21 protein-coding genes and 1 pseudogene are annotated in these 22,492 nt (G+C 73.4%); 8 read left to right on the top strand and 14 right to left on the bottom strand.

From position 1 onward, the window contains the following. The first annotated feature begins 23 nt into the window (after positions 1 to 23). The 3 genes from ACZ597_RS11120 to ACZ597_RS11110 all read left to right on the top strand — a co-directional run bounded on the left by ACZ597_RS11120 (position 24) and on the right by ACZ597_RS11110 (position 1,649). Entirely contained in the window at positions 24 to 326 is a 303-nt protein-coding gene (locus ACZ597_RS11120) for a hypothetical protein (RefSeq protein ID WP_471327845.1), read from the top strand. Positions 327 to 523: 197 nt separating this feature from the next. Continuing rightward, complete coding sequence (locus ACZ597_RS11115; protein ID WP_471327844.1) at positions 524 to 988, top strand: Crp/Fnr family transcriptional regulator; 465 nt, start codon at positions 524 to 526, stop codon at positions 986 to 988. Positions 989 to 1,205: 217 nt separating this feature from the next. Beyond that, on the top strand, positions 1,206 to 1,649 hold the full coding sequence (locus ACZ597_RS11110) for an SSI family serine proteinase inhibitor (protein WP_471327842.1): 444 nt from the start codon (positions 1,206 to 1,208) through the stop codon (positions 1,647 to 1,649). A 58-nt stretch (positions 1,650 to 1,707) separates the two neighbouring features. Here the strand turns inward: ACZ597_RS11110 and ACZ597_RS11105 are convergent, their stop codons facing one another. Genes ACZ597_RS11105 through ACZ597_RS11095 form a run of 3 tightly spaced genes read right to left on the bottom strand, consistent with a single transcriptional unit; the run spans position 1,708 to position 3,957 of the window. Next, positions 1,708 to 2,559 (bottom strand): GNAT family N-acetyltransferase, encoded by an 852-nt coding sequence (locus tag ACZ597_RS11105; protein ID WP_471327840.1) that lies wholly within the window; start codon positions 2,557 to 2,559, stop codon positions 1,708 to 1,710. Positions 2,560 to 2,600: 41 nt separating this feature from the next. Further along, positions 2,601 to 3,476 carry an ATP-grasp domain-containing protein gene (locus tag ACZ597_RS11100; RefSeq protein WP_471327838.1) on the bottom strand — a complete coding sequence of 292 codons (876 nt, stop codon included), beginning with the start codon at positions 3,474 to 3,476 and terminating at the stop codon, positions 2,601 to 2,603. A gap of 16 nt (positions 3,477 to 3,492) precedes the next feature. Beyond that, positions 3,493 to 3,957, bottom strand: a complete 465-nt coding sequence (locus ACZ597_RS11095) for a hypothetical protein (RefSeq protein ID WP_471327837.1) — start codon at positions 3,955 to 3,957, stop codon at positions 3,493 to 3,495. Between the two features lie 185 nt (positions 3,958 to 4,142). Between ACZ597_RS11095 and ACZ597_RS11090 the strand changes: the two genes are divergently transcribed. Continuing rightward, complete coding sequence (locus ACZ597_RS11090) at positions 4,143 to 4,865, top strand: SIR2 family NAD-dependent protein deacylase (protein WP_471327836.1); 723 nt, start codon at positions 4,143 to 4,145, stop codon at positions 4,863 to 4,865. 22 nt (positions 4,866 to 4,887) lie between these two features. Here ACZ597_RS11090 and ACZ597_RS11085 read toward each other — a convergent pair whose 3' ends face one another. Further along, complete coding sequence (locus tag ACZ597_RS11085; RefSeq protein ID WP_471327834.1) at positions 4,888 to 5,523, bottom strand: TetR/AcrR family transcriptional regulator; 636 nt, start codon at positions 5,521 to 5,523, stop codon at positions 4,888 to 4,890. A 177-nt stretch (positions 5,524 to 5,700) separates the two neighbouring features. Between ACZ597_RS11085 and ACZ597_RS11080 the strand changes: the two genes are divergently transcribed. Then, complete coding sequence (locus ACZ597_RS11080) at positions 5,701 to 7,245, top strand: APC family permease (protein ID WP_471327832.1); 1,545 nt, start codon at positions 5,701 to 5,703, stop codon at positions 7,243 to 7,245. A gap of 78 nt (positions 7,246 to 7,323) precedes the next feature. Continuing rightward, complete coding sequence (locus tag ACZ597_RS11075; protein WP_471327831.1) at positions 7,324 to 8,451, top strand: agmatine deiminase family protein; 1,128 nt, start codon at positions 7,324 to 7,326, stop codon at positions 8,449 to 8,451. A gap of 63 nt (positions 8,452 to 8,514) precedes the next feature. On the opposite strand, the gene ACZ597_RS11070 is transcribed toward ACZ597_RS11075, so the two are convergent. The 7 genes from ACZ597_RS11070 to ACZ597_RS11040 form a co-directional block, all read right to left on the bottom strand. After that, the gene (locus tag ACZ597_RS11070; protein ID WP_471327829.1) at positions 8,515 to 8,997 is read right to left on the bottom strand and encodes a VOC family protein; all 483 of its coding nucleotides are present in this window, start codon (positions 8,995 to 8,997) and stop codon (positions 8,515 to 8,517) included. A gap of 118 nt (positions 8,998 to 9,115) precedes the next feature. Beyond that, positions 9,116 to 12,679 carry a bifunctional glycosyltransferase/CDP-glycerol:glycerophosphate glycerophosphotransferase gene (locus ACZ597_RS11065; RefSeq protein WP_471327828.1) on the bottom strand — a complete coding sequence of 1,188 codons (3,564 nt, stop codon included), beginning with the start codon at positions 12,677 to 12,679 and terminating at the stop codon, positions 9,116 to 9,118. A 185-nt stretch (positions 12,680 to 12,864) separates the two neighbouring features. Beyond that, positions 12,865 to 13,236 carry a hypothetical protein gene (locus ACZ597_RS11060; protein WP_007262453.1) on the bottom strand — a complete coding sequence of 124 codons (372 nt, stop codon included), beginning with the start codon at positions 13,234 to 13,236 and terminating at the stop codon, positions 12,865 to 12,867. A gap of 87 nt (positions 13,237 to 13,323) precedes the next feature. Further along, entirely contained in the window at positions 13,324 to 13,785 is a 462-nt protein-coding gene (locus tag ACZ597_RS11055) for a roadblock/LC7 domain-containing protein (RefSeq protein ID WP_471327827.1), read from the bottom strand. Positions 13,786 to 13,871: 86 nt separating this feature from the next. Next, positions 13,872 to 14,648: a transcriptional regulator gene (locus tag ACZ597_RS11050; protein ID WP_471327825.1), complete on the bottom strand. Its 777-nt coding sequence runs from the start codon at positions 14,646 to 14,648 to the stop codon at positions 13,872 to 13,874. Beyond that, a complete protein-coding gene (locus tag ACZ597_RS11045; RefSeq protein ID WP_125814369.1) occupies positions 14,645 to 15,040 on the bottom strand; it encodes a hypothetical protein in 396 nt (131 codons plus the stop codon). Before ACZ597_RS11045 ends, ACZ597_RS11050 begins: the two co-directional genes overlap by 4 nt. Positions 15,041 to 15,248: 208 nt before the next feature. Continuing rightward, the gene (locus ACZ597_RS11040) at positions 15,249 to 15,806 is read right to left on the bottom strand and encodes a TetR/AcrR family transcriptional regulator (protein ID WP_471327823.1); all 558 of its coding nucleotides are present in this window, start codon (positions 15,804 to 15,806) and stop codon (positions 15,249 to 15,251) included. A gap of 138 nt (positions 15,807 to 15,944) precedes the next feature. On the opposite strand from ACZ597_RS11040, the gene ACZ597_RS11035 reads away from it, so the two are divergent. After that, complete coding sequence (locus ACZ597_RS11035) at positions 15,945 to 17,228, top strand: RsbRD N-terminal domain-containing protein (protein ID WP_471327822.1); 1,284 nt, start codon at positions 15,945 to 15,947, stop codon at positions 17,226 to 17,228. Here the strand turns inward: ACZ597_RS11035 and ACZ597_RS11030 are convergent. After that, positions 17,152 to 19,085: pseudogene (locus tag ACZ597_RS11030) on the bottom strand (APC family permease). The gene ACZ597_RS11035 and the pseudogene ACZ597_RS11030 overlap by 77 nt on opposite strands. A 236-nt stretch (positions 19,086 to 19,321) precedes the next feature. Between ACZ597_RS11030 and ACZ597_RS11025 the strand changes: the two are divergent. Beyond that, complete coding sequence (locus tag ACZ597_RS11025; RefSeq protein WP_471327976.1) at positions 19,322 to 19,681, top strand: SHOCT domain-containing protein; 360 nt, start codon at positions 19,322 to 19,324, stop codon at positions 19,679 to 19,681. Between the two features lie 37 nt (positions 19,682 to 19,718). On the opposite strand, the gene ACZ597_RS11020 is transcribed toward ACZ597_RS11025, so the two are convergent. Both ACZ597_RS11020 and ACZ597_RS11015 read right to left on the bottom strand, forming a co-directional pair. Then, positions 19,719 to 20,174 (bottom strand): (2Fe-2S)-binding protein, encoded by a 456-nt coding sequence (locus ACZ597_RS11020; protein ID WP_007262461.1) that lies wholly within the window; start codon positions 20,172 to 20,174, stop codon positions 19,719 to 19,721. Positions 20,175 to 20,192: 18 nt separating this feature from the next. After that, the gene (locus tag ACZ597_RS11015; protein WP_471327821.1) at positions 20,193 to 22,424 is read right to left on the bottom strand and encodes a xanthine dehydrogenase family protein molybdopterin-binding subunit; all 2,232 of its coding nucleotides are present in this window, start codon (positions 22,422 to 22,424) and stop codon (positions 20,193 to 20,195) included. Positions 22,425 to 22,492: the final 68 nt, after the last annotated feature.

Raw genomic sequence — 22,492 nt, 5'->3', positions numbered from 1 at the left:
CCGGCAACGGGAGGGCGGGGCTGATGGACGACGACGAGGACATGCGGCTGGCGAGGATCACGCCGGAGATCTCCCGCCGCACCCTGGCGATGCTGCGCGGGCTCGCCGGGCTGGAGCCGCCGGAGCAGGTGCCGGAGGACGCCATGGCGGTCGCCGACGCGATCCTCGACGACCACGGCACGGACGGGCTCCGGGTGCTGGTGATGACGCTGGCCGCCTGGGCGACGGCGCAGATCGAGAACGTCGCGGAGCTGAGCGGGCGCAGCCACGAGGCGGTGCTCGACGCGATGGAACTGGCCTGCCTGGAGGCCAACGCCGAGGAGTAGGGACGGGCAGCCACCGGAGGGGTTTCTTCCGCCGGGGTACGGGCGACGCTCCGGGGCAACCCGGCCCGTCGTCCGCCACCCTCGGTGGACGGCGGACGACCGACCGTGGCCGTACCGCGGCACGCCCCTCATCCGGGCCCGGGTCGGCGACACTGGGGAGACCAGAGGCTTGTGGGGGGTCGTGATCGGAGGCCGTCGTGAGCACACCTTCCCCCATCCGGATCGCCGCCGTCCTGTCGGCCGAGCACCGCGGCCGGCTGATGTCGCACGCCCGTGAGGTCAACTTCCCCGAAGGGGCGCGACTCTTCGACGAGGGCGGCCCGGCGCGGACCTTCTGGATCGTGCGCTCCGGCACGGTGACCCTGGAGATCCCGCTGCCCGGCCGCCGCAACCCCGCACCCGTCGAAAGCCTGGGCCCCGGGGAGCTCGTGGGCTGGTCGTGGCTGTTCCCGCCGTACGTGTGGCAGCTCGGCGCCGAGGCCATGACCCCGGTGCGCGCCTACGAGTTCGACGGGGCGGCCGTCCGGATGCTGATGGACGCCGACCCCGCCTTCGGCTCCGCCATCGGGCACTGGGTCGGGCGGGTCCTCGCCGTCCGGCTCCAGCAGACCCGCACCCGGCTCCTCGACCTCTACTCCCCGCGTTCCGGGGCGAGCCGCTGAGGAGCCGCTCCAAACCTTTCGGGGAGGGGTGTTCGGCCGTTTCACGCAATCCCTCCCCCACAGGTCACGGCAGCGCGGGCCGGAGGAGGGCGGCTGCGGACTGCGCTCATGCGCTCACGATCAGTGACGAGAAATGGCGGTACGAACGGGCGTTCACGCTCCGGATCGGCAAGACTCCCGTCCGTTATCCGAAACGCCGACCCGAGGAGTGTTCGAAATGCGGTCCATCACCAGGAGTCTGGGACTGGCTTCCGGAGCAATGGCCCTCACCGCCGTCACCGCGCTGGCCGGGACCGGAGCCGCCGACGCGGCGCCGACCGGAACGCAGAGCCTCTACTCGCCGTCCGCGCTCGTGGTCAGCGTGACGGCCGGGGAGGACACCGTCAACGGGACGGTACTGCGCGCGGCCACACTGGTGTGCGCGCCGCGGCCGGGCGGCACGCACCCCGACCCGGCGGCGGCCTGCGCCGAACTGCGGGCCACCGGGGCCTCGCTGGACGCCCTCGCCGCTCCCCGGCCGGACACGGCGTGTACCAGGGAGTGGAACCCGGTGACCGTCACCGCCGAGGGCGTCTGGCAGGGCCGCCGGCTGAGCTACACGTACACCTTCGGCAACCCCTGCGGCCTGCGCAGCACCACCGGAGTGCTCTTCGGCATCTGAGGAGCGGGCCCCGGGCCCGGCCGGGCGGCGCCGTGCGACCGCCGTCCGGCCCGGCTGCTCAGCCCAGTTCGAGGCTGGTGACCCCGTACAGCCCGGCCAGCTCGACCTCCGGCGCCGGGCCGGTGTACATGCGGGCCGTCTCGAAAGTCGGGGCCAGCCCCAGGCCGGTGGCCACCGCTGCCGCCGCCGGGTTCGCGTCGGGCACGTCCACGGCCACCTCCCCGCCGGGGGCGTGCCCGGCGAGCCGCCGGACGAGGGCGGCGGCGATCTCCGGGGCGGCGGCGTAGAGCGGGCCGACGCGGGAGGCGCCGCTACAGGGGCGGACCACGCCGAGGCCCTCGATCCGGCCGTCCCGGACGGCCGCGAGCGCGGTCCTGCCGGGCAGCGAGGTCCAGGCGGCGAGGAAGGAGTCCCGCCGCTCGGGGAAGAAGCGGCGGTCGTAGGCGGCGAGCGCCGAGAAGGGCAGCGAGGCCGCGTCGACGATCTCCACTCCCTCGTCCGCGCCGTCCCCGGCGGCCCGGGGCACTCCCTCGTAGCGCATGTTGGTCCAGGCCGGAAGGAACCCGGACTTGCGGTAGTTGTCCTGCTGTTCGACCACACCGTCGAGCCCCACGAGCCGCCCGTGGAGCCGGTCCATCCCGGCCTGCCACAGCCGGATTCCGTACCCCTGGCCGCGTACGTCGGGCCGGGCGATGTAGAAGCCGATGAAGCCGAACCCGGCGCCGTAGCGCACCGCGGAGATGCAGGCCACCGGCTCCCCGTCCCGGCGTCCGACCAGGAAGCCGTCCGGGTCGGCGACCGCGAAGGCGAAGCGGTCTCCGTCCCCCGGGTTCCAGCCCTCCAGGTCCGCCCAGTCGCGCAGCAGTTCCATGTCGGCGGCGCTCGCGCCGGTGATCTCGAATCCCGTCATGGCCGGTGTTGTACCAGACCGCCGGGGCGAGCGCAGGAGCGCTATCCGGCCGTCAGCAGCCCGGCGAGGGCCGCCGGGTCGACCGCCGGGTGCAGGTCGCTGACCTGGCCGTCGCCCACCTCGACCACCCGCCAGACACCGTCCTCCCGCAGCGCGAGGTCGGTGGTGACGAAGCGGCAGCCGAGCGCCCCGACGGCCGCCCGGACCGGTTCGAGGGCCGGCCCGGGGAGAGCGGCGGCGGGCCCGGGGTGGTCCGGGTGGGGGGTCACCAGCCGGGGCTCCCCGTCGCGCCACCAGACACGGACCTCGGGACCGGTGAAGCGCTCGAAGGCGCGCAGGACGATCCCGCCCGCGAGGAACTCGCCCTGGAGTTCCACGAAGCGGCTCACCACGCGGTGCACCGCGGCGCGGTGGGAGAGGTCGGGGAGGTGGCAGGCCTCGTGCCACTCGTGCTTGCGGGACTTCACGTAGTCCTTGACGATGCCCGCCCCGACCGGGAGGGCCGCGGCGAGGGCCGCGAGCCGCTCCTCGTCCGGGGTGCTGCCCGGCGCGGCGGGCAGCCAGCGGCTGGCGGGGGTGAGCGCGGCGAACGTCTCGTACCAGCCGGGGAGTTCGTGGGCCCGCCGGTAGGCCTCGGGGGTGACGGCCAGCCGGGTGCCGCGGCCGCGCAGGGCCGCGTCGAGGGCGGCGTACCGCTCGGCGGGGACCATCCAGCCCCGGTACCACACGGCTCCGGCCCCGGCGGGGACCCGGGCCGCCGCCCGCTCGGCGTCCCCGGCCAGCAGGGCGTCGTGGTCGACGAGCGCGACGTCCCCGCCGGCGGCGCGCAACTGCCGGGCCTCGGCCGCGAAGTGGGCGTCGGCCCGGCGTTCCCGCAGCGGGTCGTGGCAGTAGAGGACGGTGGTGGTCGTGTTCACTCCCCCACGATAGTGATCAGCCCGCGCAGATCACGTCGTCGAGCGCGATCGGCCGGGAGTCGAGGCGGACGTACGCGGTGAAGGTGTCGGTGGCGCCGGAGTCCCAGGTGGTGGTGACGGTGGCCCAGCCGACGCCCGCCGCCTGCGCCACCGTGGCCGGGCCGATGCTGATGTCCCGCGGGACGCCCTGGGCGCAGAGCACGACGTCGGCGTCCGGGCTGTGGGCCTGTTTCTCCTTCAGCTGCTGCGAGATCCGCTGGCCGCGGTCCCGCGCGGAGGGCCCGTGGTCCCCGTAGAAGGCGGTGAGGAAGCCGGTGATCTCCTCGGCGGTGTGGTGGCGGTGACCGTGGTGCTGGTGGAGGGACCAGCGCGGCACCGGGTCGGCGAGGGCGGCTGCCGGGACGGACGACGCGGCCAGGGGGAACAGCGCGGCGGACAGTGCGAGCAGCAGGCCGCCGGGGCGGTACGGGATGAGGGTCATGTCCGGTTTGTAGCCGCCCGTTCCCGCCGACGGTCAGGGGCGCGGCGCGGGCTCACTCCGGTGGACGTGGAGATTCACCGCAGGAACGCCCCTCCCCCTGCGCCGGCCGGCCCCGTGCACGGCACGGGCCGGCCGGGACGGTAATCCGTTCGCCGTGCCGGGGTGGTCCTGCGTAGGGTCGGCCCATGGGGAAGCCGCTCGTCGCAGTGTTCAGTGGGGCCGGGATGTCGACCGATTCCGGGATTCCGGACTATCGGGGTCCGCAGGGGCTGTGGCGGCGTGACCCCGAGGCCGAGAAGCTCGTGACGTACGAGTACTACATGGCCGATCCGGAGGTCCGCCGCCGGTCCTGGCTCATGCGCGGCGAGGTCTGGTCCCTCGCGGCCCGGCCGAACGCGGCGCACCTGGCGGTCGCCGAACTGGAGCGCTCGGGCACTCCGGTGCGGGTGATCACGCAGAACGTGGACGGCCTGCACCAGCTCGCCGGGATGCCGGCGCGGAAGGTGTTCGAGCTGCACGGTACGGCGCGGGAGGTGCTCTGCACCCGCTGCCACGCCCGGTCCGGCATGGCGGAGGCCCTGGCCCGGGTGGCCGCCGGGGAGCCGGATCCCGCCTGCCTGGCCTGCGGCGGGATCCTGAAGACGGCGACGGTGATGTTCGGGGAGAACCTGGACCCCGAGGTTCTCGCGCGGGCCGTGGCCGTGGCCAAGGGGTGCGAGGTGTTCATCGCCGTCGGGAGCACCCTCCAGGTCCAGCCGGCCGCCTCGCTCGCCGGGATGGCCGCCGAGGCGGGGGCGCGCCTGATCATCGTCAACGCGGAGGAGACCCCGTACGACCCGCTGGCGGACGAGCTGATCCGCGAGCCGATCGGTACGGCCCTGCCGGCGCTGCTGGCCCGGTTCGCGTGAAGACGGGCTGACCCCGCCCGGTTCAGAGGGTGTCCAGCTGGGCGGCGAGGCCGTCCAGGAGGAGGCCGAGGCCGAGCTCGAAGCCGCGGTCGTCGAGCGCGGCCAGCCCGGAGCCCGTGGCGGCGGCTCCGGTGAGCGCGTCGGCCAGGGCCGGGTAGTCGGGGCGGTACTCGGCGGGGGCCCGGCTGAATCCCGCCGTGAAGGTCTCCAGCGCCGAGCCGAGGACCAGGTAGTCGACGGCGGCGGCGGCTTCCGCCGCCCGGGCGGGGGTGCAGCCGGCCCGCACGAGCGCGGCGAGCAGCGCGTCGTAGCCGCGCAGCGCCTTGTCGGCCTCCACCTGGCGGCGGGCCGCCGGGGCGATCGCGTTCGGGTGGCGGAGGTAGACCTGCCGGTAGCCCCGGGCGTACGCGGCGATGCCCTCGCGCCACCGCGGATCGCCGAGCGGGCTCAGGTCGATCTCTTCGTTGATCAGCTCCGAGACCGCGTCGAGGACGTCGTCCTTCGAGGCGACGTGGTGGTAGAGCGAGGCCCCGCGCACGCCGAGGCGGTCGGCGAGGGTGCGCATCTTCAGGGCCTGGGGGCCCTCCTCGTCCAGGAGTCCGAGGGCCGCGCGCGCGATGATCCCGCGGTTGAGCAGCGGCTGGTTGGGTCGGCCCACGGTGTTCCCCCTCGTTTTCCGCCGCCAGGTTACCGGGAGGGAGGGGTTCCCAAGAGGTCCGGGCCGGGTTAAGGTCCCCGCATTCCCGATACCTAACAACGTTAGATTTATGTTCCGGAGCACTCCGGGCCCGCCCGGGTGCGGGCGCGGCGCTCCCTCCCTCCCCCAGAGGTGCGCATGCCAGACCTTTCCCCCCTCGCCCCCGGCCCGGACGTCCCGCGGGACACCGACGCCGCCCGCCTGAGCGACCTGGGCTACGAGCAGGAGCTGAACCGCAGCCTCGGCGTCCTCGGGAACATCGCCATGGGCTTCGCCGTGGTCTCGCCCGTGGTCGCCCTCTACGCCGTCTCGATGGTCGGCACGATGATCGCCGGGCCCGCCTGGGTGTGGGCGCTGCCGATCGTCCTGCTCGGGCAGTGCCTGGTGGTCAACGTCTACTCGGAGCTGGCCTCGCAGTGGCCGCTCGCGGGCGGCCCGTACCAGTGGGGCCGACGGCTGCTGGGTCCGTCGTTCGGCTGGATGAGCGGCTGGGTCTGGCAGTTCGCGGTGATGTTCGGCAACACCACCGTGGCGTACCTGGCGGCCCCCTGGGTCTTCGCCCTCATCGGGGTGGTCCCCTCCCCGGGCGCCCTGGTCGCGGTCGCCGCCGGGATCCTGGCGGCCTGCATGCTGGTCAACGCCTACGGGATCCGGATCCTGAGCTGGTTCGTCTCGCTGGGCATCGCCGCCGAGGCCGTCGCCTCCGTGCTCGTCGGCTTCACGCTGCTGCTGTTCTTCCGCGAGCACGGCTTCTCGATGTTCACGCGGACCCTGGGCGCCGAGGAGCTGTCCGGCGGATCGACGACGATGGCCTTCCTGGCCGTCCTCGCCGTCGCCGGCTGGGGCTTCATCGGGTTCGACGCCTGCGTCTCGACCGCCGAGGAGACCAAGGACGCCGGGCGCCAGGTGCCGCGCGCCATGTGGTGGGCCCTGCTCAGCGTCGGCCTCGTCGTCATCCTCAACGCGATGGCGGTCGCCCTGGCCCACCCGGACCCGCGGGCCGTCGTCGCCGGAGAGGACCTCGACCCGGTCACCACCGCCGTGGTCACGGCCTTCGGCTCCTGGTCCGACAAGCCCTTCGTGGCGGTGGTCCTGGTCGGCTTCCTCGCCTGCGCGATGGCCTCCCAGGGCGGCGCCGCCCGCGGGGTGTACTCGCTGGCCCGGGACGGAGTGTTCCCCTTCTCCCGGCAGGTGCGCCGGGTCAACCGGCGCCAGGCGCCCATCGGCGGCCTGATCGCCTCCACCCTGGTCTCCTGTACGGGCCTGCTGCTCGGCCTGAACGCCACGGCCATCGGCAGCCTGATCGCCTTCGGCACCGCGGCCACCTTCCTGCCGTTCTTCCTGGTGACCCTGGCCGCGCTGATCTCCCGGCTGCGCGGTACGTGGGTCCCCGCCGGGTACGTCCGGCTCGGCCGCAAGGGCACCTTCCTCAATCTGCTGGCCGTGCTCTGGACCGCCTTCGAGGTGGCCAACGTCTGCTGGCCGCGCGCGGTCCTGGCCCCGCCGGGAGCTCCCTGGTACCAGATCTGGGCCGGCCTGCTGGGCACCGGAGCGGTGATCACCGCCGGGCTGCTCTACCTCGCCGTCAAGAAGCCGCAGGACACGCTGCGGGCGGCGGCCGCCCGCGAGGAGCCGGCCGGCGCGACCGCCACCGCCACCGCCACCGCCACCGGGACCCCCTGACCCCGTCGGGTGTCCGGCGGACCACCGCCGGACACCCGACGGTCCCGCCCCCTCCCCACCACCAGAAGGAGATATGTCATGCACCTGCCACGCATGAGCCGGCGCGGTTTCGGCGCGGCCGCCCTCACGGCCGCCGCGTACCCCCTCTTCGGCGGCCCGGTGCCCGCCTTCGCCGAGGACGCGCAGACCAAGGGCGGCGAGCGCCACCACGCCCCCGCCGAATGGGAGCCGCACTCCGCCTGTGTCATGGCCTGGCCGTGGGACAGGAACGTCGGCTGGGGCGGACTGCTCGGCGACGTCCAGGACGAGATAGCGGGCATCGCCCGGGCCGTCGCCCGCTTCGAAACGGTCGTGATGGTCGCCGAACCGGGCCAGGCGGCGCAGGCGCGGGCCCGCTGCGGCAGCTCGGTCACCGTCACCGAGTACCCCGTCAACGACTGCTGGGCCCGCGACACGGGCCCCGTCCTCACCGTGAACGACGCGCGGACCCGGTCGGCCGGCCTGGACTTCCGCTTCAACGGCTGGGGCGGGAAGTACCCGTACGACAAGGACGACTTCCTGCCCGTCGGCGTCTGCGCCCACCTGGACGTCCCCCGGCAGCCCGTGGACATGGTCCTGGAGGGCGGGTCCGTCATCACCGACGGGCAGGGCACCCTCATCACCACCGAGGAGTGCCTGCTCCACCCCAACCGCAACCCGGGCATGACCCGTGCGCAGATCGAGGCCGCGCTGCTGGCCTCGTACGGCGCGAGCAAGGTGGTCTGGCTGCCGTACGGCCTGGCCGGCGACGACATCACCAACGGGCACGTCGACCTCGTCGCCGCCTACCTCGGCCCGGCCAGGCTGCTGCTGCACACCCAGCCCGACCCCGCCGACCCCAACCACGACCGGATGGCCGCCAACAAGGCGGTGCTGGACTCCGCGACCGACGCCTGTGGGCGGCCCTTCCAGGTGGTGGAGATGCACCACCAGCCGAAGTTCCGGCACAACGGGCTGATGGTGCGGACGTTCAGCTACACCAACTACTACGAGACCAGCGGCAACGTCGTCGTGCCGACGGCGGGCGAACCGGCCGACGCCCCGGCGCTGGCCCAGTTCGCCACGCTCTTCCCGGGCCGCCAGGTGGTCGGCGCCCCGGCCCGCAACCTCGCCTGGGGCGGCGGGGGCGTCCACTGCGTGACGCAGCACGTCCCGCGCGTGCGCTGACCGCCTAGGGGTGCAGTCCCTGTCCGGGCGATCTTCGCGGGCCCACGGCGCCCGGAACAGGACCTAGCCGGCGTCGGCCGCCCGGCGCATCTCGGCGACGTCCAGCTTCTTCATGCCCAGCATGGCGGCCGTGGCGCGGGCGGCGCGGCCCGGGTCCTCGTCGCTGATCAGGTCGATGGCGCCGGGCGGGATGACCTGCCAGGAGACCCCGAACCTGTCCTTGACCCAGCCGCAGGCGGACTCCTGGCCGCCGCCCCCGGTCAGCGCGTCGTAGTAGTAGTCCGCTTCCTGTTCGTCGGAGCAGTGGATCTGGAAGGAGATGGCCTCGCTGAAGTGGAACTCGGGGCCGCCGTTGAGCCCGACGAACCTCTGCCCGTTGATCTCGAACTCCACGACCAGCACCGACCCGGCCGGGCCCGGGCCCGCCTCGGTGTAGCGGCCGGTCCGCAGGATGCGGCCGTCCTTGAAGACGGACAGGTAGTAGTCGGCGGCGGCTTCCGCTTCGCCGTCGAACCACAGGCACGTGGTGAAACCCTGGGTGGTCATGACTGCCTCCGGGCGGGTGGGTGAGGGGGCTGGAACGCCGTCCCTCACATACAGACCGGTCCCGCGCCCGAAACTCATCGGGGGGCGCGGGACCGGTCCGTACGTTCACCCGCGAGGGCTACATCCCGAGCATGCGGTCGACGACCCGCTCGGTGGCCCGGCCGTCGTCGAGGTCGCAGAACTCCTCGCGGAACGCGGCCCGCGCACCCGCGTACTCGGCGCCCACGGCGTCCGCGTCGCGCACGGCGGCGATCAGGCTCGCCGAGTCCGCCAGCAGCGGGCCGGGGGCCTTCTCCTCCAGGTCGAAGGTGAACCCGCGCAGGGTGTCGCGGTAGTGCTCCAGGTCGTACGTGAACAGCAGGATCGGCCGGTCCGTCAGCGCGAAGTCGAAGAGCGCGGAGGAGTAGTCCGAGACCAGGACGTCGGCGACGAGCAGCAGATCGGTGGTGTCGGGCCAGCGCGAGACGTCCACGACGAAGCCGTCGCGCACGCCGTCGCGGAGCTGTTCGGTCACCCGGTAGTGGCCGCGGACCAGCAGGACGTGGTCCTCGCCCAGCTCGCGGCGGGCCGCGTCCAGGTCGATCCGCAGGTCGAGCTTGTAACCGCCGGAGAAGCCCTCGCGGTTCTCGCGCCAGGTCGGCAGGTAGAGGACGACCTTCTTGCCCTCCGGCAGGCCGAGCCGCCGCCGGACCTCGGCGATCCGCTCGGCGTCCGGGCGCACCAGGGCGTCCGTGCGCGGGCTGCCGGCCTCGATGACCTCGCCCTGGTAGCCGAGGGCGCGCTTGAGGACGGGCGTGGCGTACGAGCTCGGCGAGGCGAGCAGCGTCCACTGGGCGCTGTCGTGCTCCAGGCCCTCCAGCACCTCGGGGCTGGTGTAGTAGTCGTGCGTGTAGTCGTAGCCGATCTGCTTGACCGGGGTCCCGTGCCAGGTCTGTACGACGGTCTGGCCCGGGCGGCGCAGGAAGTGCGACGGCACGCTGTCGTTGACCACGTAGTACCGGGCGCGGGCCAGGACCTCCCAGGCCTCCAGGCTGTCGTACTGGACGGCGCGCGCGGTCGGCGGGACCTCGACCCGGCCGTCGCGGACCAGCCAGACGTGGTCCAGCTTCTCGCCCCGGCGCACGAGCTCCTCGTGGACGGCGCGCGGGGAGTCGCCGGCGCCGTGGCCCTGGAAGGTGTCGTAGACGACCATGTCCTTGACCGGCAGCCGGCGCTGGGCCGGGTAGGTCTCGTCGCGGGCGATGCGCTGGGCGTGGCGGGAGCGGTCGTGCGGGCTGATCAGCGGGTCGCTGACCAGGACCATGCGGTCGCGCAGGCGTGCCTCGACGCGCATCCGGCGGCCCAGGACCGTGACGGCGTACGGGCCGGAGTTCAGGGCGGGCGCGATCAGCTGGACGGGCGCGCCGCGGTCGATGCCGAGGAGGCCCGCGGTGGTGCCGCCCTGGGCGACCGGACGCAGGGTGGGCCACCAGCGGCCCGCCGGGATGGTGGTGCGGCCCGCGTACGGCTCGGGCAGCACGGGCTCGAAGGAGGCCTCGAAGCGGTCGCCGTCACGGGTGACGGGGTAGCAGAACTCCATGCCGTGCTGGTCGTGGAAGACCAGTTCGTACGCTTCGCCGGCGTGGGCGTCCGGGGCGTGGAAGGTGCCGCCCAGGGTCAGGGTGCCGTCGCGCGCGGTGACGGTGTCGACCAGCGGCGGGGAGGGCTGGACGGAGAGGACGAGGTGTCCCGTGGTCCCGCGCTTGGCGAAGACGGCGCGCTCCCCCGCGGTGCCGGGGAGCGGTGCGACGAGGCCGGCGAAGCCGCCGCGCTCGTCGTGGGCCAGGGGGTGGCGGGTGCCGTCGGCGCGGACCACCGAGAGTTCCCACGGCTCGGGGTTCCAGCCGCCCGGCTTCGTCTCGGCGGCCGGCACGGCGGCCAGCTCGGCGAGCGGGACGGCGGCGGTGAAGGCGGTCCGGCCGCCGGCCGCGGCGGCGCCGGTGGTCAGCGGGACGCTGACGGCGGTGCCGGTGCGGGCGTGCTGGGCGTGCAGGGTGGCGCCGGCGCCGACCTCGGCGGCGAGCTCGCCGGCGAGTTCGAGGGTGCCGTCGCCGCGGCGGACGTCCAGGACCCGGGCGCGGACGACCTCGACGTGGACGGTGAGGGAGCCCGCGACGGTCGGCAGGATGCGGACGTCGGGGGTGGCCCAGTGGGCCGGCGGGGCCATCCCGCTGTCGTGCTCGCCGCCCTTGAGGCGGGCGCGGTGGAGTCCTCCGGCGCCGGTGACGGCGATGGAGGTGGTCCATATGCCGTCGTGCCACTTGCCGCCCGACTGGAAGACGGTCGGGTCGACGACGGCGGTGAAGCCGGCCCAGTCGGCGTGCCGCAGGGCGAGGTGCGGGGTGTTCACCGTGGCCATCGGGGAGGCGACGGTACGGGTGCTGACGACGTTGCGGCGGCGCTTGCCCTGCTCGCGGAAGACCAGCATCTTGCGCGAGCCGAGACGGCTCTCGGCGCCCATGTGCCCGGGCAGGGCGTAGCCGCGCAGCAGCAGCTTGCCGTCGCTCCAGACCGCCTGCTCCAGGCGGCTGACGACGCGGCGCTCGCGCGTGCCGAGGGTCAGCAGCTTCTGGGGTACCGGCGCCTTGAGGAAGGGGTAGTCGGCCTGCGGGCGGGCGAGTCCCTTGACCGGCACGCTGTAGCTGAAGTCGCGCTGGTGGCGCGTGAGGGCGATGAACTCCTCGACGCGGCCCTCGCGGGCCAGGTAGGCCTTGAGCCGGTCGGCGACCGTCAGCTCGGACCACGGCTCGGTGCCGATCTCCCGGACGAGGCCGCCGACCTCCTTGACGAAGGCGGCGCGGAAGTCGGGGCCACCCTCGCCGACGTACTTGTAGATGAGGGGCAGCTCTTCGCTGAGCACGTTGTGGTCGTAGTCGCGCAGGTAGCGGGCGTACTTCTCGCCGGACTTGGCGAGCAGGGCCTCGCGGACCAGCCGGACGGAGGTGACGCGGTCGATGACGGAGACCGGGTCGGTGGAGCGCTGGGTGATGGAGCGCTCGCCCGTCTCACGGACGCGCCAGTGGTAGACGACGTCGCTGATGATGTCGACGCTCTTGGCGAAGTAGTGCGCGGGGATGCTGACGGGGGCGTCCTCGTAGAGGATGCCCTCCGGGTACTGGAAGCCGTGCTCCTCCCAGAAGCCGCGGCGGTAGACCTTGTTCCACGCGGTGCGGTCGGTGACCAGCGCCGGGAACTTCGAGATGTGGGTCTTGGGCCGGTCGTTCGCGAATGCGACCCGGTGGCCCCACGACTGCTGCATGCCGACGGACCGGAAACGGGTGACGTTGCCGGCGGCGAAGTCCGAGCCGGTCTCGTCCAGGGAGTCGATCATCCGCTGGTAGGCGTACGTCGGCATGGTGTCGTCGCTGTCGACGAAGGCGATGTACTCGCTGCCCGGGGTCGCGTGCCGGAAGCCCACGTTCCGTGCGGCACCGAGGCCGGCGTTCTCCTGGAGGACCACCCGGAAGCGTTTGTCACGCTCAGCGAAGGCCTTGGCGATCACCGCACTGGTGTCGGTGGACCCGTCGTCGACGATCACGACCTCGAAGTCGGCGAACGTCTGAGCTGCTATGGATTCCAGGCACTCGTCGAGATAGAGCTCGACGTTGTAGACGGGTACGACGATGCTCAGGCGCGGGGGCATGGGTGACGGGTTCTCCAGCGTTTTTGGCTTTGTCGACGGGCTCGAAGATCAGCTGATTACAGCATCTTACTCTGTAACAGGATGATAAAGTCCGCCCATCCCGGACATATGCCCGAGGTCCGCCGGGGCGGACGGCAAAGAATTCCGCCGTCCGCCACCGCGCCGTCACGGCCCCGGGACCGCCGTCAGATGTCCAGATCGGCTTCGATCTTCTTCAGCTGGAGCCGGGCCATCGCGAGGTTCGCCCGGCCGCGGTCGAGCGCGAGGTAGAGGAAGAACCCCTCGCCGCTGCGCCCCTTCAGCAGCCTGATCAGGTGATACTGATTGCCGAGCGTGATCAGGATGTCCTCGATCTCGTCCTTCAGCCCCAGCATCTCCATCGTCCGCACCTTGGCCCGGACCACGTCCGTGTTGCCCGCGGCGGCCACCGACAGGTCCAGGTCCTTGTTCCCGCCGACGGTGCCGAGGGGCATGCCACTGCCGTAGTCGACGAGGGCCGCACCGAGGGTCCCCTCGATCCCGGCGGCTTCCTTGAGAGCGGTCTCGACGTTGATCATGGAATTCTTCCTCATTCCGCAGTGGCCCCTACCGATACGGGCCCGGTGATTTGCTTTCGCGTACTGCTTGTGTGGTGTCGAAGAAGGTCAGGAACGGTCCGGCCCACGGTCCGGCGGCGCCGCAACGGCCGACGGCGCCCCGGGGCCGCGGCGGCCGAGGCTGTGGTCTATGAGCTCGCTGATGTGCAGGGTGGAGCGCCTGGCCTCCAGGTGGAGGCGGCCGACGTTGACGCGCGTCTCCGCGATCAGGGTGAGGACGGCCGCGTCCCCGGCGGCGTAGGTGGCGACGTATCCGTGCTCGCCGCGTACGAGCAGCTCCCGGAAGCCGCCCTGCCCGGTGCAGTCGCTGAGCCGCTGGGCCACGCCGAGGGCGGCCGCGGTGAGGGCCGCGAGGGACTCGGCCTCGGCGGCGGCGCTCTCCTGGGCGAGCACCAGGCCGTCGGCGCTCGCGGCGAGGACCCCGGTGAGCTGGGGCACGCGCGCCCGCAGCCGCCGGAGCTCGGCGAGTATCTCGGCTTCGGCCTCGGCGGGCACCATCGGCGGGCTCATGTCGGCCTTCCTCTCTTCGGGCCGCCTCTCCTCGGGCTGCCTCCGCTCGGAGCGGTCGGCTCGCAGAACCGGTCGCAACGGGAGCCTCACAGGCTTGCCTCCAGTGCGTCGCGTAACCGGCGGAGCAGCGCCACGTCCGGGGGTTGGGCCTGGGTCATCCAGTCGGGCAGGGGCTCGGGGGGCGGAGCGGGGGCCGGGGTGGCCGGGTGCGGGGTCTCGACCAGGCCGGCCGCCGCGAGTCTTCGCACCTCCAGCAGGGTGTGGAAGGCGGGCCGGCCCAGCACCCACGCGAGGTCGGCGGGGGTCCGTACGCCGTCCGCCTGTTCGAGCAGGATCCGCTGGCGGGCGGTGAGGGTCTGGCCGGGCGCGGCCGGGCGCGGCACCACCGGGGATATGTCGAGCAGCGGGTAGGGCCAGACCGCGTCCAGCAGTTCCCGGCGGCGGCAGGTCTCCCGCTCCACGGCGGCCGCGGGGACGGAGCGGACGGAGCCGATCCAGTGGGTGGCGCCGCGGCGGAACCGCGAGGGGCCGCTGCCGGGGGAGAGCGCGAAGAAGGCCGCGTCGAAGATCGCCGCGAGGTGGCAGATCTCCAGTTCGCCGTCGGCCAGCCTGCCGTTGTCGACGAGGAAGCGGCCGACCTGGCGGCGGGCGCCCGCCTCGTTCACGGCCTCGGTCCAGCGCTCGGGGGCCAGGCCCCCACCGGTGGTGAGCAGGACGTCGAGGCCCGGGGTGGAGGGGCTCTCGGCATGCACGACGCGGCCGTCCTCCAGGAAGAGGGTGCCCCGGTCTCGCAGCAGGGCGCCGGTGGCGCGCTCGGCGGCGAGCCGGGTGAGCAGCGGGGAGACGGCGGTGGCGGCGGTCATCTCAGGACCAGTCCTTCGGCGAGGGCGCGGAGTCGGTGCCGGGCGAGGGCGAGGTTGCCGTCCGTGCGGTCGAGCCACAGGTGCAGGAAGACGCTGCTGTCGAAGCTCGTCTCGACGAAGCGGAGCACGTGGTAGCCGCTGCGCGTGGTGACGATCAGGTCCTCGACGGGCGGGCCGGGGGCGCCCGCGTCGTCCGGGCCGGGCGCGAAGGACTCGTACTCGGCGGCCGCCCGGGCCAGTTCCGCGGTCTCGGCCGCCGTGGTCTCATGGTCGCCGACGGGCGAGTCCCCGGCGGTGCCCAGGGCCAGTCCGCTGCTCCAGTCGACGAGCGCGGCGCCCCGCGCACCGGGCAGGGCCATGGCTTCGAGCAGGCATTCGTCGATCCCAGGCACGCGGGCTCCCCTCCCGGCCGGACGTGCTGGTCGCACGGTCGTACGGCGTGACAGGAGGGAACTTACTCAAGTTCCACACTGTGAAAGGGGGTTCTGGCATTTTCCGCTGGAACATGCGCGGTACCGCGCGACAGCTTGGCCGGAACCCGTTCGTTTTTGATCAAGACTGTGAATCCGACGCCCTCCCCACCCCCGGCGAACACCCGTCCTACGGGCGTTCCGGGAGCAGGCGCTCCACCATCACCCCGAGGAGGTCGTCGACGGGGTGGGATTCGAGCAGGGCGGGGATGGTGAGGTCGTCCACGATCAGGCCCTGCATCGCGAAGTAGACCAGTGCCACGCCCGCCCGGTCCCCGGGCAGGCCCGCGTCCAGGTGCCAGGCGATGTTCTCCTCCAGCTCGGCGGCGAGGAAGGCGGACAGCTCCGCCTGGAGTTCGGGCCTGCGGGTGGCCTCCAGGCGCAGCTCCAGCACGGCGGTGTGGACGCTGCGCTCGCGGCGGATCCGCCCGAGGAGGCGGCCGAGCAGCACCTTGGTGTCGAGGGGGCCCGCCAGTTCCCCGGGCTCGGGAGTGAGGCGTTCGCGGGTGCGGTGCAGTATCTGCACCAGCAGCTGGCTCCGGTTGGCGAAGTAGTTGGAGGCGGTGCCGGTCGGCACCCCCGCCTCCGCGTCCACGGCGCGCAGGGTCAGGCCGCGGGAGCCCTCGCGGGCCAGGACCTCGATGGCGGCGTCGAGGAGCGCGGCTCGGCGCTGCGGATTCTGGCGCATGGGCGTTCCCGGGGTTGCGGCGGCGTGGGCACGTGCCCGTGAGCACTGCACCCACAGTACTCCGCGCGGACCGGCGGACCGGACCACAGGACTCCGAAGCCTCCCCACGGCCCCCTCCGCCGTGTCACCCTGCCCGTCATGGACCGGATCATCGAGGAGATACGCGAGGAACTGAGCCGGCGGATCGCCGTCGCGGCGGACCGGCTCACCGACCGGACACTGACCGAGGATCCCGCCTACGCCGCCCTGACCGGGCGCGCCGAGCTGCGCGAGCGGATCCACCAGGCCCTCGACCAGGCCGTCGAGGGCCTGGTCCGCAGCTCCCGGGGGCTGCCCGTCGAGCTGTCCGGCGCCCGGGCCACCGGCGCCCTGCGCGCCGGCCAGGGGCTGCCGCTCGACTCGCTGCGGCGGACCTACCGGTACGGCGGGCGGCTGCTGTGGCAGAGCCTGACCGAGGCGGTGGCCGCGCACGACCGGGCGGCGCTCCCGCGGCTGCTGCCGGGGGCGGGCGCGCTGTGGGACGTACTGGACCAGATGACGGAGGCCGCCTCGGAGGCGTACCGGCTGGCCGAGGCCGAGCGGGGCGGGCGCGAACGCGAGCGCCGGGCCGCCCTGCTGGACGCGCTGCTCGACGGTTCGGGCCCGGCGGCGGAGGCGGCCGCGCAGCTGGGGCTGCCGGAGCGGGGGCGTTTCGCGGTGGTCGCGCTCGGCCCGGCCGGCCCCGGCGGCCCGTCCCGGCCGGACGGCGGACCGGGCGCGGCGCCGGGCTCCCCCCGGCTGCTCTGGCGGGTCCGGGCCGACGGGGAGACGGGCCTGGCCGACCTGGGCCACCAGCCGCTGGAGTCCCTGCGCGCGCTGTTGGCCCCGCTCGCCGTGCGCGCCGGGGTCAGCCCGGTGGTCGGGACCCCGGCCGAGCTGGCCGGGGCGCGCCGACTGGCGGTGCTCGCCCTGCGCACCGCCCCGCCGTCCGCCGCGCCCGGCGCCGCCCTGCTGGACGAGCGGCTGCCGGCGGCGCTGGTGGCGGCCGATCCCGAACTCGCCGGCCGGCTGCGGCGGGTGGTGCTGGGGCCGGTGCTGGAGCTGCCCGCGGAGGACGCCCGGCTGCTGCTGACCACTCTGGGCACCTGGCTGGCCTGCCAGGGCTCGACCACGCACGCCGCCCAGCGGCTGTACTGCCACCGCAACACCGTCTCGAACCGGCTGCGCCGGCTGGAACGGCTCACCGGGCGCGCGCTCTCGGACCCGGCGCAGGTGGTGGAACTGGCCCTGGCCCACGCGGCGGCGGCCCAGGCCCCCTCCCCCGCCGGGGCCCCCTCCCCCGCCGGGGCCCCCTCCCCCGCCGGGGCTACCGCCCCTGCGGCTCCGCATGCCGGGCCGAATCCAGCAGGTACGGCACGTCGATCACCGCGACCCCCGGCGTGAACAGCAGCCGCGCCTTCAGCCGCAGCGCGTTCTGGTTGTGCAGGGGCTGCTCCCACCAGTGGCCGACCACGTACTCCGGGATGACCACCGAGAGCGCGTCCGTCCCCTCGGCCGCCGCGGCCTCCTCGATGTACTCCAGGACCGGCCCGACGACCTCCCGGTAGGGGGAGTGCAGCACCTTGAGCGGGATGCCCGGGTCGTGTTCCGCCCAGGCCTCGCCCAGCTGCCGGGCGTCCTCCTCGTCGGCGGCCACGGACAGGGCGGTGAGGGTGTCGGGCCGCAGCCCCTGGGCGTAGCCGAGGGCCTTGAGGGTCGGGGCGTGGACGTTGGCGACGAGGACGACGACGTGGTGGCGGGCGGGCATGCGGGGTCTGACCCCGGGGGCCACGGCCACCTGGCGGGCGACCTGGTCGTAGTGGCGGCGCACCCCCTTCATGCCGAGGAAGAGGGCGGGCATCGCGATGACGACCAGCCAGGCCCCGTGCGTGAACTTGGTGATCAGGACGATGACGAGGACCAGGGCGGTCATGACGGCGCCGACGGCGTTGATGGCGAGGCGGCGGTGGATGTGGACGCGCTCGGACCGGGGCGTGGCGGCTGAGGCGAGTTCGCGCCTCCAGTGCCGGACCATGCCGGACTGGGAGAGGGTGAAGGAGACGAAGACGCCGATGATGTAGAGCTGGATGAGGCGGGTGAGCTGGGCGTCGAAGGCGACGATCAGCGCGACGGCGGCGAGCGCGAGCAGGACGACGCCGTTGGAGTAGACGAGCCGGTCGCCGCGGTTGAAGAGCTGGCGGGGCGCGTACCGGTCCTTGGCGAGGATCGAGGCCAGCATCGGGAAGCCGTTGAAGGCGGTGTTCGCCGCGAGGATCAGGACGCCGGCGGTGACGGCCTGGAGCAGGTAGAAGAGGAAGTGCCAGCTCCCGAAGGTGGCGCGGCCGATCTGGGCGAGCGCGGTGGACATGGGGGTGCCGGGGGGCAGGCCCAGTTCGGTGGGGTCGGCGGCGGCGTGCACCTGGTAGGCCATGGCCAGGACGGTGATGCCGGCGAACATGGTGACGGAGAGGGCGCCCATGGCGGCCAGGGTGGTGGCGGCGTTCCTGGCCTTGGGCTTCCGGAAGGCGGGGACGCCGTTGCTGATGGCCTCGACGCCGGTGAGGGCCGTACATCCGGAGGCGAAGGCGCGCATGGCGAGGAGCACCACGGCGAGTCCGGTGTAGGTGCCGGCGGCGGTGATCGGGAGGTGGGCGGACTCGGCCCGGATGGTGTCGCCGGTGGCGAGCCGGACGGCGGCGACGGCGAACATCAGGTAGATGACGAGGACGAACCCGTAGGTGGGGACGGCGAAGACGCGCCCCGACTCCCGTACGCCGCGCAGGTTCATCAGGGTGAGCAGCACCACGAAGCCCACGGACAGGGCGACTTGGTGGTCGCTGAGGGAGGGGATCGCCGAGGTGATGGCGGCGACGCCGGAGACGACGGAGACGGCGACGGTCATCACGTAGTCGACGAGCAGGGCGCTGGCGGCCGTGAGGGCGGCGGTCGGTCCCAGGTTCTCGGCGCTGACGACGTAGGCGCCCCCGCCGCCGGGGTAGGCGTGGCAGGTCTGCCGGTAGGAGGCGACGACGACGACCAGCAGGAAGACGATGGCGGCGGCCGCGTACCAGGTGAGGTGGAGCAGGGCGACTCCGCCGAGGGCGAGGATCAGCAGGATCTCTCGGTGGCGTAGGCCACGGAGGAGAGCGGGTCGCTGCAGAAGATCGGCAGCGCGAGCCGTTTGGGCAGCAGGGTCTCGCCCAGGCGCGCGGTGTCGAGGGGTTCACCGACCAGCACGCGTTTCGCATTGATTCGCCTCATTCCGGCATGATCTTCCATTTCGGCCGGACAACCGGCGCTACCGGGCTGTGTCCCGGGCCGGGGCGTTGGGCCGTACGGCCCAGTGGCGATCTTGCGGGGGCGCTGGGATGGTGATCGGGTCGGCCGCCGCGCGATCTTCCCGAACCCGGCGGCCGGCCCGACGGAAGGAGACGGCCGTGTACGCAGCTGTCGACCTGGCCTACGACTACCCGGTGCTGGGCGCGTTCTGGACCGTGATGTGGATCTTCCTGTGGGTCATGTGGCTGATCCTGCTCTTCCGGATCGTGGTGGACGTCTTCCGCGACCACGGGATGAGCGGCTGGGTCAAGGCCGCCTGGCTGCTCTTCCTGTTCCTGATCCCGTTCCTGGGCGTGCTCGTGTACGTCATCGCGCGGGGCAGGGACATGGGCAGGCGGGAGATCAAGCACGCGCAGGAGCAGCAGGAGGCCTTCAACACCTACATCCGGGAGACCGCCGGCTCGGCCTCCCCCGGCAAGACCACGGCCGACGGCCTGGCCAAGCTCTCCGACATGAGGGCCAAGGGCGAACTGAGCGAGGAGGAGTTCCGGCAGGCGAAGGAGAAGCTCCTCGCCTGAACCGGCACGGCCCCCCCTCCGCCGCGCGCCGCGGCCGTCACATCCTGGCGGCCGCGGCCCGGATGGCCTCGCGGATGCGGAAGTAGGTCCCGCAGCGGCAGATGTTGGCGATCGCGTCGATGTCCTCGTCGGTGGGCTCGGCGGTCCGCTTCAGCAACGCCACGGCGGCCATGATCTGACCGGGCTGGCAGAAGCCGCACTGGGCGACGTCCTGTTCGAGCCAGGCCTCCTGGACGGGGTGCAGCCGGTCGCCGTCGGCCAGCCCCTCGATGGTGGTGACCCGCTTGCCGGCGCAGGCGGACACGGGCACCACGCACGGACGGACGTCCACCCCGTCGAGGTGGCTGGTGCAGGCCTTGCAGACGTCCACCCCGCAGCCGTACTTGGGGCCGGTGACGCCCAGCATGTCGCGGAGCACCCACAGCAGGGGCAGGTCGTCGGGGGCGTCGACGGTGACGCTCCGGCCGTTGACTATGAAGGTGTGCAGAGGCACGGCGGCGTACTCCAGCGGTCAGCGCGGGTAGGGGGTGAAGTCGACGTCGAAGTCGAGGGGGAAGCTGCGGGGCTTGGAACCGGTGGCCCGGGACCAGGCGTTGGCGATGGCGCCCACGGCGGCGGGCACCCCGAGCTCGCCCGCGCCGCCCGGCTCCGTGCCGGTGGCCGGGAGCACGAAGACCCGTACGTCCTGCGGGGTGTCGCGCTGCTGCGCCCAGTGGAACTGGCTGTAACTGCCCTCCAGCGGGAGCCCCTTGTCCAGGTGCAGCCCGGCCCGGAGGGTGGTGGAGATCGCGTCGGTGAGGCCGCCGATCATCTGGGCCTCCAGTCCGCGCGGGTTGACGGGCAGGCCGACGTCGACGGCGATGACCGCCTTGGTGACGCGGACGTGCTCCGGGTCGCGGGCGTCGATCTCCACGAGGCAGGCGGTGCGCGACTTGTACTCCTCGTGGAAGGCGATGCCCTGCGCGCAGCCGGCCGGCATGGTGCGCCCCCACTGCCCTTCCGCGGCGGCCTTGTCGAGGACGGCGCGCTGTGCTCCGGTCTTGAGGAAGGTGCGCCGGAAGCGGTACGGGTCCTTGCCCGTGGCCGCGGCGAGTTCGTCCACCATGATCTCCTCGGCGCCCCGGGTGTTGGCCGAGTACACCGAGCGCCAGGACCCGGTGGGGATGCCCGTCGGCACCTCGGTCAGGGCCTGGGTGGTGAGGCCGAAGTGGTACGGGGACTTGACGGTGGTGAGGAACAGGGTCTGGGCGAGGGTGGCGTTGCCGATGCCGGAGGGCAGGCTCGCGGCGGTGGCGGTGATGATCTCGCCGAGTCCGTGCCGGAAGTCGGTCTCGGCGGCGGCCACCCGGTGCTCGAAGCTGAGGACCTCGCCGAGCAGGTGGGTGGCCCGGATCCGGTGGTGGGTGGCGGGGCGCATCCGGCCGTGCCGGGTGTCGTCCACGCGGGTCCACATGAGCTTCACGGGGCGGCGGCAGGCCTTGGAGACCCGGGCGGCCTCCAGGGCGGCGTCGAAGAACAGCCGCCGGCCGAAGGAGCCGCCGGCCTGGACCACGTGCACCTTCACCTTGTCGAGCGGCAGTCCGAGCTCGGCGGCGATGGTCTGCCGGGCGACGATGGGGGACTTGAGTCCGGACCATATCTCGGCGCGGTCGTCGCGGACGTCGGCGACGGCGGAGTTGGTCTCCATCGGGGCGTGGCTGACGAAGGCGAAGTCGAACTCGGCGTCCACGTACGGGGTGAGCAGCGGCGGCACCAGCAGCGGCGGGGTGGCGGCGCGCAGTTTCGTACGGATCTGCGCGTCCGAGAGCTGGTCGGCCGGGCCCGGGCCCCAGTCGACCGTGAGGGCGCCCTTGGCGGTGAGGGCCTGCCCGAACGTTTCCGCGACGACGGCGACCCCGGTCTTGACGGTGACCACGTCCAGGACGCCCGGCATGGCCCGGACCGCCGCGAGGTTGGTGACGGCGCGGACGGTGCCGCCGAGGGTGGGCGGGCGGCGCACCACGCAGGGCTTGGCGCCCGGTACGTCGAGGTCGAGGGTGTACTTCTGGGCGCCGGTGACCATGGCGCGGGCGTCGATCCGCCGGGTCGGGGTGCCGATGAGGGCGTGCTCGGCGGCCGGCTTCGGGGAAGCGCCCAGGACGATCAGGCCGGGTGAGGCGGCGGCCGCGGAGAGGCTGCCGTAGCCCGCGGTGCGGCCGTCGGGGGCCCGTACGGCGCCGTTCGCGGTGGTCAGCGAGGCGGCGGGCAGGCTCCAGCGCGCGGCGGCCGCGGCGACCAGGCGGGCCCGGGCGGTGGCGGCGCACTGGCGGACCGGCCCGTAGAGCGAGCGGATCGAGTTGGAGGAGCCGGTGAGCTGGTTGAACAGCAGCTCGGGGCGGGCGTCGTCCAGTTCCACCCGGACCGTGTCCAGCGGTGTGTCCAGCTCCTCCGCGACGAGCATGGCCACGGCGGTGGTGAGGCCCTGGCCGACCTCCTCGCGCGGGAGCCGGAAGCGGACGGTGCCGTCCTCCTCCACGGCGAGCGCCAGCAGCGCGGAGGTGGGGGCGCCGGCCAGGATGAACAGCTCGCCCAGGTCGAGGATGTCGGCGATGGCCGGCAGGGTCGGTATCGCGGCGTGCGCCGCCTGCGGGGCGAGCAGGTCGGCCCCGGCCCGGGTGACCAGGGCCAGGGTGGGCGCGGCGACCAGGTGGGTCAGGAAGGAGCGGCGGCTCCGCCCCGTCGGCACTCTGCTCTGTTCGGTCATCCGGTCATTTCCCCAACGATCCCCGGGTCCGCGGAAACGGACCTCCCCCGGCTCATTACCGACACGTA

It is taken from the genome of Streptomyces sp. NPDC040718, from assembly GCF_055593565.1.
The sequence above is the reverse complement of the archived record's forward strand: the minus strand, read 5'-3'. Positions and strand labels throughout refer to the sequence as shown.